Annotated in this window: 12 protein-coding genes and 1 tRNA gene; 10 read left to right on the top strand and 3 right to left on the bottom strand. The window is 60.3% G+C overall.

Annotation, left to right across the window (positions count from 1 at the left end; translation table 11 throughout):
• Positions 1-13: 13 nt before the first annotated feature.
• Positions 14-532 (bottom strand): 2-amino-4-hydroxy-6-hydroxymethyldihydropteridine diphosphokinase, encoded by a 519-nt coding sequence (gene folK, locus HU806_RS21915; protein ID WP_186614297.1) that lies wholly within the window; start codon positions 530-532, stop codon positions 14-16.
• Entirely contained in the window at positions 523-876 is a 354-nt protein-coding gene (gene folB, locus HU806_RS21910) for a dihydroneopterin aldolase (protein WP_186614295.1), read from the bottom strand. The genes folK and folB overlap by 10 nt, the downstream gene beginning before the upstream one ends.
• A 74-nt stretch (positions 877-950) precedes the next feature.
• Between folB and plsY the strand changes: the two genes are divergently transcribed.
• Complete coding sequence (plsY, locus tag HU806_RS21905; protein ID WP_186614293.1) at positions 951-1,520, top strand: glycerol-3-phosphate 1-O-acyltransferase PlsY; 570 nt, start codon at positions 951-953, stop codon at positions 1,518-1,520.
• An 8-nt stretch (positions 1,521-1,528) separates the two neighbouring features.
• Here plsY and tsaD read toward each other — a convergent pair whose 3' ends face one another.
• The gene (gene tsaD, locus HU806_RS21900; protein ID WP_186614291.1) at positions 1,529-2,554 is read right to left on the bottom strand and encodes a tRNA (adenosine(37)-N6)-threonylcarbamoyltransferase complex transferase subunit TsaD; all 1,026 of its coding nucleotides are present in this window, start codon (positions 2,552-2,554) and stop codon (positions 1,529-1,531) included.
• Between the two features lie 199 nt (positions 2,555-2,753).
• Here tsaD and rpsU point away from each other — a divergent pair, with 199 nt between their 5' ends.
• From rpsU to HU806_RS21855, 9 genes are all read left to right on the top strand, one after another.
• Positions 2,754-2,969: a 30S ribosomal protein S21 gene (rpsU, locus tag HU806_RS21895; protein WP_002551877.1), complete on the top strand. Its 216-nt coding sequence runs from the start codon at positions 2,754-2,756 to the stop codon at positions 2,967-2,969.
• 480 nt (positions 2,970-3,449) lie between these two features.
• The gene (gene dnaG / locus HU806_RS21890; protein WP_186614290.1) at positions 3,450-5,408 is read left to right on the top strand and encodes a DNA primase; all 1,959 of its coding nucleotides are present in this window, start codon (positions 3,450-3,452) and stop codon (positions 5,406-5,408) included.
• 67 nt (positions 5,409-5,475) lie between these two features.
• Positions 5,476-7,323 (top strand): RNA polymerase sigma factor RpoD, encoded by a 1,848-nt coding sequence (gene rpoD, locus HU806_RS21885; protein ID WP_186614288.1) that lies wholly within the window; start codon positions 5,476-5,478, stop codon positions 7,321-7,323.
• 124 nt (positions 7,324-7,447) lie between these two features.
• Positions 7,448-11,191, top strand: coding sequence for a bifunctional diguanylate cyclase/phosphodiesterase (locus HU806_RS21880; protein WP_186614286.1), 3,744 nt, complete (start codon positions 7,448-7,450; stop codon positions 11,189-11,191).
• A 15-nt stretch (positions 11,192-11,206) separates the two neighbouring features.
• A tRNA-Ile gene (locus HU806_RS21875) sits at positions 11,207-11,283 on the top strand.
• A gap of 112 nt (positions 11,284-11,395) precedes the next feature.
• Complete coding sequence (locus tag HU806_RS21870) at positions 11,396-13,843, top strand: hypothetical protein (protein ID WP_527251164.1); 2,448 nt, start codon at positions 11,396-11,398, stop codon at positions 13,841-13,843.
• A 35-nt stretch (positions 13,844-13,878) separates the two neighbouring features.
• Positions 13,879-14,340 carry an Lrp/AsnC ligand binding domain-containing protein gene (locus HU806_RS21865; RefSeq protein WP_186614284.1) on the top strand — a complete coding sequence of 154 codons (462 nt, stop codon included), beginning with the start codon at positions 13,879-13,881 and terminating at the stop codon, positions 14,338-14,340.
• 176 nt (positions 14,341-14,516) lie between these two features.
• Positions 14,517-16,199, top strand: coding sequence for a flavin monoamine oxidase family protein (locus HU806_RS21860; RefSeq protein WP_186614282.1), 1,683 nt, complete (start codon positions 14,517-14,519; stop codon positions 16,197-16,199).
• 12 nt (positions 16,200-16,211) lie between these two features.
• Positions 16,212-17,006: a carbon-nitrogen hydrolase family protein gene (locus HU806_RS21855; protein ID WP_186614280.1), complete on the top strand. Its 795-nt coding sequence runs from the start codon at positions 16,212-16,214 to the stop codon at positions 17,004-17,006.
• Positions 17,007-17,027 lie beyond the last annotated feature (21 nt).

Below are 17,027 nucleotides of genomic sequence, written 5' to 3'. Positions count from 1 at the left end.
GACGGCCGGCGCCTCACAGCAGATGCCCCGGAGTAAGCTGTTGGCCTCGCCATTCGAAAGCCACCGGCGCAAGCACTTGGTCAATCTGCGATTCATCCCACAGGGTGGCAAAGCTTTTCCCTACGCCAGGATGAATCCGATCTGGTGCGATCAACGACAAAGGCCATAGGACAAAAGCGTTCTTGAGAATTTCGGCACGTGGCAGAATCAGCCCATCGAAGTTGCCAACCTGTTCACCGTACAGCAACACGTCGATATCCAGTGGCAGCCCCTTGCGGTCCGGCGCGTAGCGACCATTGTCGGCCTCGATGAACTTGAGACGACGGTCCAGTTCCATCAGCGGCAGATCCGTGAAGGCCGAGACGACAAAATTAAAGAATGGCCCGCTCTTGATTCCCACGGGCTGGCTCTCGAATACAGCCGAACAGCGCATATCCACCAGAAAACCGGCCAGCGCTTCAAGTCCCGCGTACAAATGGGTTTCGCGCTCGATGTTGCTGCCGAGCCCGAGAAAAACCTGAGTCAGCGACATCCGCGCTCGATCTCCACGCCAACGCCGCTGGCGGCCGGTACGGCGCCTGGCTTGGTCACTTTCAAGCGTAGCCAGGTGATCTTGAACTCCTCCATGAGCGCCTGGGCCAGTCGTTCGGCAAAAGTCTCGACCAATTGGAACTGCGCCTGCTCGGCAAACGCCTGGATGCGCGAAGACACGCTGGCATAGTCGAGCGCCAGGGTCAGGTCGTCGCCCGCGGCAGCCGGGCGGTTGTCCCAGGCGAAGCTCAGGTCAAGCCGCAAACACTGTCGGATGCCTCGCTCCCAGTCGTAGGCACCGATAACCGTGTCGACTTCCAGGCCTTCGATAAACACTCTGTCCAAGCACTTTTCTCCGCAGCACGACAAGGGCGCATTGCCCCGTTAGAATCAGGGCGTCCTCGCCCGGAATGGTTAGCATGTTTTGGTTACTGGCGATCCTCGCCTACCTGCTCGGCTCACTGTCCTTCGCCATTTTGCTCAGCCGCCTGACCGGTCGTCCGGATCCGCGAATGAGTGGCTCAGGCAATGCCGGCGCCACCAACATGCTGCGCCTGGCCGGACGTAAACTCGCCGTCCTGACCCTGCTGGGCGATCTCTGCAAAGGCTTGTTCCCGGTACTGGTCGCCAGCCTTGCAGGACTTTCGTTGCAGCAGCAGGCCTGGGTCGGCGTCTGCGCGGTCATTGGCCATCTGTTTCCACTGTACTTTCGCTTTCGCGGCGGCAAGGGCGTCGCCACCGCTGCCGGCATGCTGCTGGGCCTGTATCCCCCCGCCGCACTGCTTGCCGTTCTCACCTGGCTGCTGACCTTCTATCTGACCCGCACCAGCTCCCTGGCCGCGCTGATCGCAACGCCATTGACCCTGCCGCTGCTGGCTTGGCAGGAACCGGCGGCCTTGCTGCCGATGACAGCGTTGGTTGCGCTGATCGTCTGGCGTCACCGGAGCAATCTACGCGACCTGTTCGCCGGGCGCGAACGGCATTTCTAAACAATGCCTCACAGCGGTGACAACTGCTCCATGGGCCAACGTGCCTGCACACTGATCGCCAAGCTTTCATGTTGGCCCGCCTGCAGCCGCTGGCAACCGGCAAAGGCGATCATCGCGCCGTTATCCGTGCAGAACTCCGGCCGGGCGTAGTAAACGTCGCCCTTCATGTCACCGAGCATTTTTTCCAGGGATATCCGCAAAGCCTTGTTCGCACTCACACCGCCGGCGATCACCAGTCGCTTGAGCCCGGCCTGTTTCAAGGCGCGCTTGCACTTGATGGTCAAAGTCTCTACCACGGCCTGCTGGAACGCCAGGGAGATGTCGCAACGGGCTTGCTCACTGTCGTCCCCGGCATTGACGCACTGCTGCCATGTGTTGAGCGCGAAGGTTTTCAGGCCGCTGAAGCTGAGGTCCAGGCCAGGTCGATCACACATCGGACGGGGAAATACGAAACGTCCTTCCAGCCCTTGGGTTGCCAGTCGTGCGATTTCCGGTCCACCAGGATAATTGAGGCCCATCATTTTCGCAGTCTTGTCGAAAGCTTCACCGGCGGCATCGTCGAGCGATTCGCCCATGAGCGCGTATTGGCCGATGCCATCCACACGGACCAGCTGCGTATGACCGCCTGACACCAACAAAGCGACGAACGGAAACTCCGGCGGTTGAGGCTCCAGCATCGGCGCCAGCAAATGACCTTCCATGTGATGTACACCCAGCGCCGGAACGCCCCAGGCAAACGCCAGCGCCTGGGCGCAGGACGCGCCAACCAGCAGCGCGCCGACCAGGCCGGGGCCGGCGGTATACGCAATGGCGTCGATCTCCGTCGGCACGCAGTCCGCCTCGGCCAAGACCTGGCGGATCAAGGGCAGCATGCGCTTGACGTGGTCGCGGGAGGCAAGCTCAGGCACCACGCCACCGTAGGCTCGATGCAAGTCGATCTGGCTGAACAGCGCATCGGCCAGCAGGCCGCGCTCACTGTCGTACAGTGCGACGCCGGTTTCGTCGCAGGAAGTTTCTAATCCCAGTACTAGCATGGGTTTGCGCCTTGTAGAGGCTGAATTCGAAGGCGCGCATAATAGTCGCCGCGTTGTGCCCCGACCAGCGGTTTTCGATCAGAGGCTTTGCATTCCGAGCGATGAGGGGTTAACATCCGCAACCCTTAAAAACCGACGTCTTCAAGTGCTCTTTTGCCGCGAGGATGTTGACCCCGGTAATGAATGAAGGTAGCTCTGGATGCCAGCCGTCAAAGTAAAAGAGAACGAACCCTTCGACGTAGCTCTGCGTCGTTTCAAGCGCTCCTGCGAAAAAGCCGGTGTTCTGGCTGAAGTTCGTAGCCGCGAATTCTACGAGAAGCCGACTTCTGAGCGTAAGCGCAAAGCAGCAGCCGCTGTTAAGCGTCACGCCAAGAAAGTTCAGCGCGAACAGCGCCGCGCCGTACGCCTGTACTAATACACAGACGTCCGTAGCAAGCTTCTGCCTAGCCCGGCCCTCAAGCCGGGCTTATGGCATTTGCGGAAACCGCTTGATGCTTTACTCGTCAAAGCCGCAGACGCGACCTAGACAACCCGCTTCACCGCGTCAGACCTGGCTCTTTTGCCAGCGGTGCACGTCTTTTCTGACGAGCCTTCCAAGGCTACTGACGAGCACACCCTGATTCCTCTAACGACGATCAGCCCAAGGCACCTGCTTGCGTGCCCGCTTGATGAGCTATCCGAGGCCAGACCGGCCGTTACCGGACTCAGCGCAACACATTCACATGGTCGAATACTGATAGCCATTAACGTCAGTGGATAATCGGCAGATACACTTCCCGACAGCAATGATGCAGACGACCCGGTCGAGCCAACGCTTTATCGTGCCTCAGACCCAGGAACCGATGACGCCCTGCTGATTTCGGACCCTATTTCGCGCAGTGATGATGAGAACGCCATGGCCGGGCTAATTCCCCAGAGCTTTATTGACGACCTCCTGAACCGCACCGACATCGTCGATGTGGTCAGTTCTCGCCTGCAAATGAAAAAAGCAGGCAAGAACTACACAGCCTGCTGCCCGTTTCACAAAGAAAAAACCCCGTCCTTCAGCGTCAGCCCGGACAAACAGTTCTATTACTGCTTTGGCTGTGGCGCTGGCGGCAACGCCCTCGGCTTCATCATGGACCACGACAACCTGGACTTTCCCCAGGCTGTCGAAGAACTGGCCAAAGCCGCCGGCATGGAGATTCCCCGCGAGGAAAGCGGTCGACAGCACAAGCCGCGCCAACCCACCGATTCACCGCTCTACCCGCTACTGACGGCGGCAGCCGATTTTTACCGTCAGGCACTCAAAAGCCATCCGGCCCGCAAGGCGGCGGTGGATTATCTCAAGGGCCGTGGCCTGACCGGCGAGATCGCCCGGGACTTCGGCCTCGGCTTCGCCCCGCCCGGCTGGGACAATCTCTACAAACATTTAAGCAGCGACACCTTGCAACAGCGCGCCATGATCGACGCCGGCCTGCTGATTGAAAACGCCGAGACCGGCAAGCGCTACGACCGCTTCCGTGACCGAGTGATGTTCCCGATCCGCGATTCACGTGGACGAATCATCGCCTTTGGTGGCCGGGTTCTGGGCGACGACAAGCCCAAGTACCTGAACTCCCCGGAAACCCCGGTTTTTCATAAAGGCCAGGAACTCTACGGCCTCTACGAGGCACGCAAGAACAACCGCAACCTCGACGAGATCATCGTCGTCGAGGGCTACATGGACGTCATCGCCCTGGCCCAGCAAGGCCTGCGCAACGCTGTGGCGACCCTGGGCACGGCCACCAGCGAAGAGCACATGAAGCGCCTGTTTCGGGTCGTGCCCAGCGTGCTGTTCTGTTTCGATGGCGATCAAGCCGGCCGCAATGCCGCCTGGCGCGCACTGGAAGCGACGCTACCTTGCCTGCAGGACGGACGACGCGCGCGCTTCTTGTTCCTACCCGAGGGCGAAGACCCGGACACCCTGGTGCGCTCCGAAGGCACCGATGCGTTCCGGGCGCGGATCAACCAACATGCGCAACCGCTCGCCGATTACTTTTTCCAGCAGTTGACCGAGGAAGCCGACCCACGCTCGCTAGAAGGCAAGGCCCACATGGCCACCCTGGCGGCGCCGCTGATCGACAAAGTCCCCGGCGCCAACCTTCGAACGCTGATGCGTCAGCGGCTGACCGAAATCACCGGCCTCAACAGCGAAGCGATGAACCAGTTGGTCCACAACGCCCCCCAAGAGGCGCCGCCTGCCTACGATCCGGGCGTCGATTACGACGCGATGCCAGACTTCGCCGACTATCATCAACCTCAGCAGGACTACGCACCTGCACAGGAATGGACACCCAAGAAACCCGGCAGCGGCGGCAAGAAATGGGACAAGAAACCCTGGGACAAGAACGGCAAGCGCGGCGATCGCGACCAGCCACGTGCCCCGCGCGTGCCGGCCGCCGTCGAACCACCAACACTGGCCGCCTTGCGCACTTTGCTCCACCACCCGCAACTGGCCGAAAAAGTCGAGGACGCCGGGCACTTCGCCGCCGAGGACCACAGCAACACACAATTGCTGATCGCACTCCTTGAAGCCGTGCAGAAGAACCCCAAGCTAAACTCATTCCAGTTGATCGCACGGTGGCATGGCACCGAGCAGGGGCGCCTGTTGAAGGCGCTGGCCGAGAAGGAATGGCTTATAGACGGAGAGAACCTTGAACAACAGTTTTTCGACACCATTACTAGCTTGTCCGCCCGCCAACGCGAGCGAAACCTGGAACAACTTCTGCGCAAGGCTCGCCAAAGCGAGCTGACCAGCGAAGAGAAAAATCAATTGCGTGATTTACTCAGCCGCAATGTTTGCGCATCAAACCCGACCTCAACTGGCGCGTGAGGTCACAGCTCAGGTATAATCCTCGGCTTGTTTTTTGCCCGCCAAGACCTTCAGTGGATAGGGTGTTATGTCCGGAAAAGCGCAACAGCAGTCTCGTATCAAAGAGTTGATCCTATTGGGTCGTGAGCAGGGCTACCTGACTTACGCGGAGGTCAACGACCACCTGCCGGAGGATATTTCAGATCCGGAACAGGTGGAAGACATCATCCGCATGATCAATGACATGGGGATCAACGTATTCGAGGTTGCTCCAGATAAGGATGCCCTTATGCTGGCCGACGCCGATACCGACGAGGCGGCCGCTGAAGAAGCGGCCGCAGCGTTGGCAGCGGTCGAGACCGACATTGGTCGCACCACGGACCCCGTGCGCATGTATATGCGCGAAATGGGTACGGTAGAGCTCCTCACGCGTGAAGGCGAAATCGAAATCGCCAAGCGTATTGAAGAAGGCATCCGTGAAGTGATGGGCGCAATCGCGCACTTCCCTGGCACGGTCGACCATATTCTCTCCGAGTACACCCGCGTCACCACCGAAGGTGGGCGCCTGTCCGACGTTCTGAGCGGCTATATCGACCCGGACGACGGCATCGCGCCACCTGCCGCCGAGGTTCCGCCACCGATTGACCCGAAAGCCGTCAAGGCCGACGACGAGACCGATGACGACGACGCCGAAGCCAGCGACGACGAAGAAGAAGCCGAAAGCGGTCCGGATCCGGTCATCGCTGCCCAGCGTTTCGGCGCCGTGGCCGACCAGATGGAAATCACCCGCAAGGCGCTGAAAAAGCATGGCCGCTCCAACAAGCAGGCAATCGCCGAGCTGTTGGCGCTGGCCGAGCTGTTCATGCCGATCAAGCTGGTGCCCAAGCAGTTCGAAGGCCTGGTCGAGCGCGTTCGCAGTGCCTTGGATCGCTTGCGTCAGCAAGAGCGCGCGATCATGCAGCTTTGCGTTCGTGATGCCCGTATGCCGCGTGCCGACTTCCTGCGCCAGTTTCCAGGTCATGAAGTCGACGAAAGCTGGACCGACGCACTGGCCAAAGGCAAGAGCAAATACGCCGAAGCCATTGCTCGCCTGCAGCCGGACATCATCCGTTGCCAGCAGAAATTGAGCGCACTGGAGGCCGAGACCGGCCTGAGCATCGCCGAGATCAAGGACATCAACCGTCGCATGTCGATCGGCGAGGCCAAGGCCCGCCGCGCGAAGAAAGAGATGGTCGAAGCGAACTTGCGTCTGGTGATCTCCATCGCCAAGAAGTACACCAACCGCGGCCTGCAATTCCTCGATCTGATCCAGGAAGGCAACATTGGCCTGATGAAAGCGGTGGACAAGTTCGAATACCGTCGCGGCTACAAGTTCTCGACCTATGCCACCTGGTGGATCCGTCAGGCGATCACTCGCTCGATCGCCGACCAGGCCCGCACCATCCGTATCCCGGTGCACATGATCGAGACCATCAACAAGCTCAACCGCATTTCCCGGCAGATGTTGCAGGAAATGGGTCGCGAACCGACCCCGGAAGAGCTGGGCGAACGCATGGAAATGCCTGAGGACAAGATCCGCAAGGTATTGAAGATCGCCAAAGAGCCGATCTCCATGGAAACCCCGATCGGTGATGACGAAGACTCCCATCTGGGTGACTTCATCGAAGACTCCACCATGCAGTCGCCGATCGATGTCGCCACCGTTGAGAGCCTCAAGGAAGCGACTCGCGAAGTACTCTCCGGCCTCACAGCACGTGAAGCCAAGGTACTGCGCATGCGCTTCGGCATCGACATGAATACCGACCACACCCTTGAGGAAGTCGGTAAGCAGTTCGACGTGACGCGTGAGCGGATTCGTCAGATCGAAGCCAAGGCGTTGCGCAAACTGCGCCACCCGACGCGAAGTGAACATTTGCGTTCGTTCCTCGACGAGTGACCTTCAAACCCCCGGCCCTGCCGGGGGTTTTGTTATGTGCAGATAAAACGTCCTTCGTTGCCACCCCCTCCCTATTGCCCGTCTACACTCGAAACATCCTCCCCAAGCCATGACGAGACCGTAGATGCCCAGACTGACGGCCGCGCTTTTGCTGTCACTGATGACCTGGACCGCAACGGCCGGCGCGTTGACGCTCACCGATGAAGAGCGCCGCTGGCTCAAGGACCACCCCGACCTGCGCCTGGGCGTTGATGCTTCGTGGCCGCCGTTCGAATTTCGTGACGACCAGGGCCGCTACCAAGGCTTGGCCGCCGATTACGTCGACATCATTCGCGAGCGGCTGGCAGTTACCCTCACGCCCATCGAACCTGTCAGTTGGACCGTGGTGCTGGAACAGGTCGCCCAGGGCAAGATCGACCTTCTGCCGGGCATCATGTCCACCCCCGAACGCCAGAACTACCTGGCCTTCACGCGCCCTTACCTTGACTTTCCGATTGTCATTCTCGCCCATCACGGCGGCGCCCAACCGCGCAGGCTGGAGGATCTTTATGGATTGAAAATCGCCGTGGTGGAAAACTATGCACCCCACGAACTGTTGCGCAACCATCATCCCGATCTGAACCTGGTCGCGCTGCCCAACGTCAGCTCGGCCTTGCAGGCGCTGGCGACCGACGAAGTGGACGCCGTGGTGGGCGACTTGGCATCCAGTGTCTGGAGCCTGCGCCAGCTCAAGCTCGACGGGCTCTACGTTAGCGGGGAAACGCCTTATCGTTATCAACTGGCGATGGCCGTCCCGCAGGAAAACAAGATACTGGTGGGCATCCTGGACAAGGTCATGGCGGATATGACGCCGGTCGAAATCGCCGAGATCCAGGAAAAATGGATCGGCAACGTCCGCGATTATCGGCGGTTCTGGTCGGACCTGCTGGTCTACGGCCTGCCAGGACTACTGCTCCTGGTCGGTATTCTGGCCGTGGTGATTCGCATCAATCGCCGCCTTAGCTCGGAAATAGCCCGACGCGTCGATCTCGAACAAGAGCTGCGCAGCAGCGAATACCATTATCGCGGATTGGTCGAGAGCCTTTCGGCTATTGCTTGGGAAGCCAGGGTCAGCGACTTTACCTACAGCTATGTGTCGCCCCACGCCGAAGCACTGCTCGGCTATCCCCTCGCCCATTGGCTCATTCCGGGCTTCTGGCGCAACATCATTCATCCGGCCGATCTCATCCGCGCCCAGACTTATTGCGATCACGAAGTGCTCGCCGGTCGCGACCATTGCATCGATTATCGGGTGATCACCGCTGACGGTCGCTGCTTGTGGGTACGGGACATCGTCAGCCTGATCAGGCATGGCCACGAGCCGTTGATGCGCGGATTGATGATCGACATCAGCGAAGCCAAGCACACCGAGGAAGCGCTGCGCCTTTCCGAGCAGAAGTTCGCCTCGGTGTTTCGCCAATGCCCGGACATCCTGGTGATTGCACGGCTGCATGACGGCTGCCTGCTGGAAGTCAACAAAGCCTTTGAAGAACAGATCGGCCTGAGTGCCGCGCAAGTCGTGGGCAAAAGCGCCACCAACCTGGACATCTGGGGCATACAGGGCGTTGGCCCTGGTCTGCTGCTGCGCTTGCAGGCCGGGAGCATTCGCAACCTTGAAATGCCCTTCCGGCGCAATAATGGCCAAGTCTTCACCGGACTGATTTCCGCCGAACCCTTCGACCTCGACACGACGCCCGCCCTGGTCGTGGTCGTGCGAGACATCAGCCAGCTCAAGGAAACCCAGCAGCAGCTGCAAACCTCAGAAGAGAAGTTCGCCAAGGCTTTCCATGCTTCGCCCGATGGCCTGTTGCTGTCCCGCCAGAGCGACGGGCTGTTGATTGAAGTCAACGAAGGCTTCAGTCGGATTACCGGCTTCAACAGCGCATTGTCGGTCGACCGCTCCACTCTCGACCTGGGCATCTGGGTCAATCTCAACGAACGCAAACAGATGCTCGACCTGCTGCAGCGAGACGGTTTCGTGAGGGATTTCAGCTGCCATATCCGCCGCAACGACGGGCAGATCCGGCTCTGCGAAGTGTCCAGCCGCCCCCTGCCCATCGGCAACGAAGACTGCATGCTGACCATCGCCCGAGATATCACCGAACGCCATTTCATGCAGGAAAAACTGCAACAGGCCGCCACGGTGTTCGAGAGCACCGCCGAGGGCGTACTGATCACCGACACCCAACAGCACATCAGCGCAGTGAACCGAGCCTTCACCGAAATCACCGGCTATAGCGAAACCGAAGCCCTGGGCCATACGCCTCGTTTGCTGGCGTCCGGCCTGCATGACAGCGCGTTTTACGCCGCGATGTGGCACCAACTGACGGCCGAGGGCCACTGGCAGGGAGAAATCTCCAACCGACGCAAGAACGGCGAGCTATACCCCAGCTGGCTGACCATCAGCGCCGTGCGCAACCAGGAACAACACATCACCCACTTCGTCGCGGTTTTCGCCGACATCTCCAGTCTCAAACACGCCCAGGCGCGGCTCGATTACCAAGCGCATCACGACCCGCTTACCGGCCTGCCGAATCGCACCCTGTTCGAAAACCGTTTGCTGACAGCGCTCAACAACCAGCAGGAGAACGGCGGCCAGGGCGCGGTATTGTTCCTCGACCTGGATCGTTTCAAGCACATCAACGACAGTCTCGGACACCCGGTCGGCGACCTGCTGCTCAAGGGTATTGCCGTGCGCCTGCGCGAGCAGCTACGGGATATCGACACCGTGGCGCGCCTGGGTGGCGATGAATTCATCATCCTGCTGCCCGGCCTGCAACAGCCCAGCGATGCCGAGCATATCGCCCAGAAACTCCTTAGCTGTTTTGGCGCGCCGTTCCAGGCCGGCGAGCACGAGTTCTTCATCAGCGCCAGCATAGGCACCAGCCTGTATCCGCAGGACGGCTGCGACGTCGCCACGCTGGTCAAGAATGCCGACGCGGCGATGTACCGATCCAAGGCCAAGGGCCGCAACCGGGTGGAAAGCTACACCCGCGACCTCACCGCCCAAGCCAGTGAGCGCGTGGCGTTGGAACATGAACTACGACGGGCGATAGAGCGCAACGAGTTGTCATTGTCTTTCCAGCCGAAAATCAGCCTCATCGACAACCGGCTGGTGGGCGCCGAAGCGCTTATTCGCTGGACACATCCAACATTTGGCGACGTACCGCCAGAGCATTTCATTCCCCTGGCCGAAGAAAACGGCATGATCCTGCAGATCGGCGACTGGGTGCTCGAAACCGCCTGCCGGCAACTTCATGAGTGGAACAGCAACCACGATAGCCTCGGCCCGCTTTCCGTGAATTTGGCGGGAGTCCAACTGCGCCAACCCAATCTGCTGGGTCGCATCGAGCAGCTATTGCGGGAAAACCATCTTGAGCCTGGCTTATTGCAACTGGAGATTACCGAAAACTTCATCATGAGCCAGGCCGAGGAAGCCCTGGCGGTGCTGCACCAACTGAAAAAACTGGGCGTCCAACTGGCCATCGACGACTTCGGCACGGGTTATTCCTCCCTCAGCTACCTCAAGCGCCTGCCGCTGGACATTCTCAAGATCGACCAGTCGTTCGTCCGCGGCCTGCCCGACGACCCGCACGATGCGGCCATCGTGCGAGCAATCATCGCCCTGGGCCGGAGCATGCAATTCACCATCATCGCCGAAGGCGTCGAAACCTTGGCCCAACAGCAATTCCTCGCAGAGGAGGGCTGCGAGCAGATCCAGGGCTACATCGTCAGCCTGCCCCTGTGCGCCGAAGAATTCGCCGCGACGTTTCTGCATGTGACCGTATCGGATTTTTCGGATAGCACAGCCGAGAAACCGTCGCTATAATCCGCGGCCTACTGAGGGCCTATAGCTCAGTTGGTTAGAGCAGAGGACTCATAATCCTTTGGTCCACGGTTCAAGTCCGTGTGGGCCCACCATCTTGAAAGCCGCGCATTGCGCGGCTTTTGTCGTTCCAGGGCGTGGAAAATCCAGGCCACGCCATCGTTTTTTTTGCTTCCCCTCACTTACAATCGAAGATTCCCGCCCCCCATCGAGACGCCCATCATCGCCAGCCCCAGCCTGTCCCGACTCTTCCTCGAACTTTTCTGGCAACTCAGCATCCTGGTGGTGCCAGCCTTTTTTGTCACAATACTGCCGCCCCCGCTGGCTTTGCTGACGGTGGTGTTCCTCGGATTGATGATGGGACTCGCCGCGCGACTAGGTTTTTCAGCGGTGGGACGAGGCGTTGCCCGGCTGACAGTCGGGGCAGTGTTTGGCCTGGGTTTCAGCCTGGGTCGGGCGTTGCCTGAGTGGTGGGGGATTTTGGCGGCGATTGTCGGCATCGTTGTCGGGCTCGCTTGCGTCAGTAGCTGGGAGCGACGTCTCGGATTGGCGCCGGCGTCGGCGCTCAGGAATGGCCCGAGTGCCTGGGGTGGAAACGAGCCGCATCTGACGCCCGAGGGCGAGCCGATCCGGGTGTTCAACCACGGCGAAATCGCCATGGGCGGCCCTGTCTGTTGCGACTATCTGTTTCCCGATGGCGTGCTCTTGCAAGGACTCGGTGCTTCGGCGGTGTTTTCCAATGACGGTCGTTACTTTGCAGCGCCCGTGCCGTCCCGACAGGAATGGGGACTGGTGGTCCTCGACCGCCAGCAACGCAAGGTATACCGCTGTGCCGACAGCGAGTTCTGGGAGCTGGACGCCATGGACCTTGACCAGTTGAGCGGCCGCCATAGCCCACTGGTGGACAACAGCGTCCGTCAGGCCCGGCTGGATGAGCTGCTACAAACCGCCGAAGTCACCGACCTGATTGCCGTCGCGGACCTTTGGCTGGAGCCTGGCTGGCATCCAGACAATGTTGCGCACAGCTTCGCGCGACCGTCTGCCGATGGACGTCAATGCCTGGAGGGCCGCCTGTTATTGCCCTCGACTTTTCGCGACCTGGATCAACCGCTGGAGCCGTTGTATGCGCCGCGCTATGCCGTCAGCGTCAATGGGCAATCGTCCGGGCTGGCGATGGCCGCCGATGCGCCGTTGGTATGGGGCACCGATCACCGCACCTTGGTGTGCCTGGCCCGCGAGCAGACCAACGATGCGGATGGCGACCAGTACTGGCTATGGCAACTGGACAGCGGCTGGCGCGCCCTGCCCTCGCCTTGGGTAAGCGCCGCCGCCGAGCCTTCTTTCTACTGGCATGACGTGTTGAGCCTCGATGCAAGCCATGTGCGTATCGGCGCGTACCTCGACTATCCGCGCCCGGGTTCCGGCCGGTATGGCTATCGCCTGGACAGTATCCACAGCGATACCGAGACCCAGACCGGTCATGACGCCCAAGGTCGGGTGCAGGTCGGCGAATTCAAACTGAGCCGCATGGCCATTGTGATGCCGTTGGACAGCCAGGGGCGGCGAGGCGACTCGTCCATCGAGACGCAACCTTTGCAGGACGGAGCAAGGGCTCGCCTGACCTGGCTTTGTGACAATCGCGAAGGACTGGGAGGTTATCGCTGCCAGATCGGAGAATGGACGTTGCCGGGGAGCTGGTTCCTGGATCACCGGGTCTCTGATTGCGGGCGCTATCTGGCGCTGCTGCCTTTTGAAGACTCGTCGAAGATCGCCACCCACGGCGTGGTCGCGGACGTGCAGGGTCAACGTCTACTGCAGGGACCCGCGATGTGGGTAGAGCGAATACTCGATTTTCGTGATGGACGGTTGAGTCTGGCGGTGATCGCAGGTCGTCTTGATAACGATGTGGAAACCACCCCGTTGCAGCGCTTCAGCGTCGCCGCGCCAGCGGTCGGCAACGACTCGTCTTTCTTTCGCCCTGACGAGCGAACCCGGCTTTTTTACGACACGATGCAGTTGCAGCCGAAAGATTCCCAATTGAGTGTCGTCGCCCCCTGGCGACTGGTCGATCGCCCACAAGCGGCCATCGCCGACGGCGACTTCATTCAGCCCGCTCCAAATCATCAGGATGCCGCCTGGCTGTTTGGCAGCGAGACGGAATACGCCGACAGTTGGGTGCGTGCCGGTACGCCCCGTCTTGGAGGGCATCTGCTGACGGCGTCAGGTTGCGCGCTGGTTGACCTGGCGCCCTCGATGATCTGGTCGGAAGATGGGCGTTATCTGGCCCTGACCCGCATGGCAACCGACGTGACAGAACAGTGTGGAAGCTACCGGGGTTGGCAACTGCTGCTGCTTGATGTTCAGGACCGCACGTTGCGGGTTCATCCGCAATGGCTGGGCAATCGACCGTTGTTCGAGGGTTTCGATGAAAGTCAGCTGCGCATACGCTGTTTCGAGCGGGAATGGGAAGCGCAAGACGCTGAGGACCCGGGCTCGGTGCAGGCTTTCTCGCTGGACGTTTTACTGCAAGCGCCCATTGAGCAGTTGGTCTGCCAGGACGGCTTCTGGCTCAACGCTTCGCAAACGCAGCGGGCAACCGCCTGGCAAGCGCTGGCTTTACCTGCCATTGGCTATTTCGAGCGCCAGAGCCTGTAACATGCCCGACCTTGATGCTTGCGCCGGAGCCGACCGTGACTGACACCCGCCCCCCCGTCCTCGACGAAATCGATCGCCAGTTGATCGCGGCGCTGCAAATCAATGCTCGCGAAAGCGTCGCCATGCTCGCCCGACAATTGGGCATTGCCCGAACGACGGTGACGTCACGGCTGGCGCGACTGGAAAAAACCAAGGTGATCACCGGGTATGGCGTGCGCCTGGGGCAACGAGTGATCGATGGCGGCTTGCAGGCTTACGTTGGAATCAAGGTTCAACCGCGCTCCGGCAAGGAAGTGCTGCGACGCTTGAGCGCCATGGCTCAAGTCCAGCAATTGTGTGCGGTCAGCGGCGAATTCGATTACGTGGCGTGGCTGCGCACGGACTCACCGGAGCAACTGGATCAGTTGCTCGACCAGATCGGTGGCGTGGACGGGGTTGATAAGACCACCACATCGATCATTCTCAGCAGCAAGATTGATCGGGGACAGCCAGTCTGAAGCCTGCCAGCAGAATACTCGTCGTTAACGATCATCGCGTCGTCATATTGACGTAAACCCGCTAAAAACGACGACACATTGCGTCTTATTAACGTGTTTCACCCTCTCTAGAATGGCTGGCATCTTTCCTATACTCAGACGCTCACGCCGCGTCGAGTCGCCCTTCAAGGTCAGCCATGAACAAGAACAATCGCCACCCCGCAGACGGCAAGAAGCCCATCACCATTTTTGGACCGGATTTTCCGTTCGCCTTTGACGATTGGATCGAACACCCGGCCGGCCTCGGCGTTATTCCCAAGCACAACCACGGGGCCGAAGTGGCGATTGTCGGGGCCGGCATCGCTGGCCTGGTGGCGGCTTATGAGTTGATGAAAATGGGCCTCAAGCCTGTGGTCTATGAGGCCTCGAAGCTGGGCGGGCGCCTGCGTTCCCAAGCGTTCAACGGCGCCGACGGCATCGTCGCCGAGCTGGGTGGCATGCGTTTCCCGGTGTCGTCCACGGCGTTTTATCACTACGTCGACAAGCTGGGCCTGGAGACAAAACCCTTCCCCAACCCGCTGACCTCGGCTTCAGGCAGTACCGTGATCGATTTGGAAGGCCAGACCTATTACGCCGAGAGCATGGCTGACCTACCCGCGCTGTTCCAGGAAGTCGCCGACGCCTGGGCCGATGCACTGGAGGCCGGCTCGCGCTTCGGCGATATCCAGCAAGCGATCCGCGACCGCGACGTGCCGCGCCTGAAGGAACTGTGGAACACCCTTGTGCCGCTGTGGGATGACCGCACCTTCTACGACTTCGTCGCCACCTCCAAGGCGTTCGCCAAGCTTTCGTTCCAACATCGCGAAGTGTTTGGCCAGGTCGGTTTCGGCACCGGCGGCTGGGATTCGGACTTCCCCAACTCGATGCTCGAGATCTTCCGCGTGGTGATGACCAACTGTGACGATCATCAGCATCTGGTGGTTGGCGGGGTGGAGCAGGTACCGCACGGGATCTGGAAACACGTACCGGAGCGCTGCGCGCATTGGCCGCAAGGCACCAGCCTGAACTCGTTGCACCTGGGCGCGCCTCGTAGCGGCGTGAAACGTATTGCACGAGCCGACAACGGTCGGTTCAGCGTGACTGACGTCTGGGGCGACACGCGTGAATATGCCGCCGTGCTGGTGACCTGCCAGACTTGGCTGTTGACCACCCAGATCGAGTGCGAGGAAGCGCTGTTCTCGCAAAAAATGTGGATGGCCCTGGACCGCACCCGCTATATGCAGGCGTCAAAGACTTTCGTGATGGTCGACCGGCCATTCTGGAAGGACAAGGATCCGGAAACCGGCCGCGACCTGATGAGCATGACGCTCACCGACCGCCTGACCCGTGGCACCTACCTGTTCGATAACGGCGATGACAAGCCAGGGGTGATTTGCCTGTCCTACTCCTGGATGAGCGATGCGCTGAAGATGCTCCCGTATCCCGTGGAGAAACGCGTGAGGCTGGCACTGGATGCCCTCAAGAAAATCTATCCGAAGGTGGACATCGCGGCGCGGATCATTGGCGATCCCATTACCGTGTCCTGGGAAGCCGATCCGTATTTCCTTGGCGCATTCAAGGGCGCCCTGCCCGGCCACTACCGTTACAACCAGCGCATGTACGCGCATTTCATGCAGGACGATATGCCGGCCGAACAAAAAGGGATCTTTATCGCCGGTGACGACGTCTCATGGACACCTGCATGGGTCGAAGGCGCGGTCCAGACCTCGCTCAATGCCGTGTGGGGAATCATGAAGCACTTCGGTGGTGAAACTCACCCCGAGAACCCGGGCCCAGGTGATGTGTTCGACGAAATCGGCCCCATCGTCCTACCCGAATAAAAGGAGTTTTCGATGCGCGTAGCCCTTTACCAATGTCCACCACTGCCGATGGACCCGGCCGGCAACCTGCAGCGCCTGCACCAGGTCGCGTTGGAAGCCAGGGGCGCCGATGTATTGGTGCTGCCGGAAATGTTCCTGACCGGCTACAACATTGGCGTCGATGCGGTAAATGTACTGGCGGAGGTCTACAACGGCGAATGGGCGCAGCAGATTGGTCGAATCGCCAAGGCGGCCGGCCTGGCGATTCTTTATGGCTATCCTGAACGCAGCGCAGACGGGCAGATTTATAACGCCGTCCAACTGATCGATGCCCACGGCGAACGCCTGGCCAACTATCGCAAGAGCCACCTGTTCGGCGACCTGGATCATACGATGTTCAGCGCCGGCGACGCGGCGCTGCCTATCGTGGAGCTCAACGGCTGGAAGCTCGGTTTCCTGATCTGCTATGACCTGGAATTCCCGGAAAATGCCCGGCGCCTGGCCTTGGCCGGCGCCGAGTTGATCCTGGTGCCGACCGCCAACATGCAGCCCTACGACTTCATCGCCGACGTCACCGTGCGTGCGCGGGCTATCGAGAATCAATGCTTCGTGGCCTACGCCAATTATTGCGGCCATGAAGGCGAATTGCGCTATTGCGGCCAAAGCAGCATCGCCGCACCGGACGGCAGCCGCCCTGCCCTGGCTGGGCTGGACGAGGCCCTGATCGTGGGTGAGCTGGATCGCCAACTGATGGAGGACTCCCGTGCCGCCTACAGCTATCTGCACGACCGTCAACCAACGCTTTACGGCGACTTGCATAAACACTGACCCGAACGAATCCGCTAGCAT

The organism is Pseudomonas sp. SWRI154 (genome assembly GCF_014268645.1).
Taxonomy (GTDB): Bacteria; Pseudomonadota; Gammaproteobacteria; order Pseudomonadales; family Pseudomonadaceae; genus Aquipseudomonas; species Aquipseudomonas marvdashtae.
This window is presented reverse-complemented; position numbering and strand designations above follow the sequence as displayed.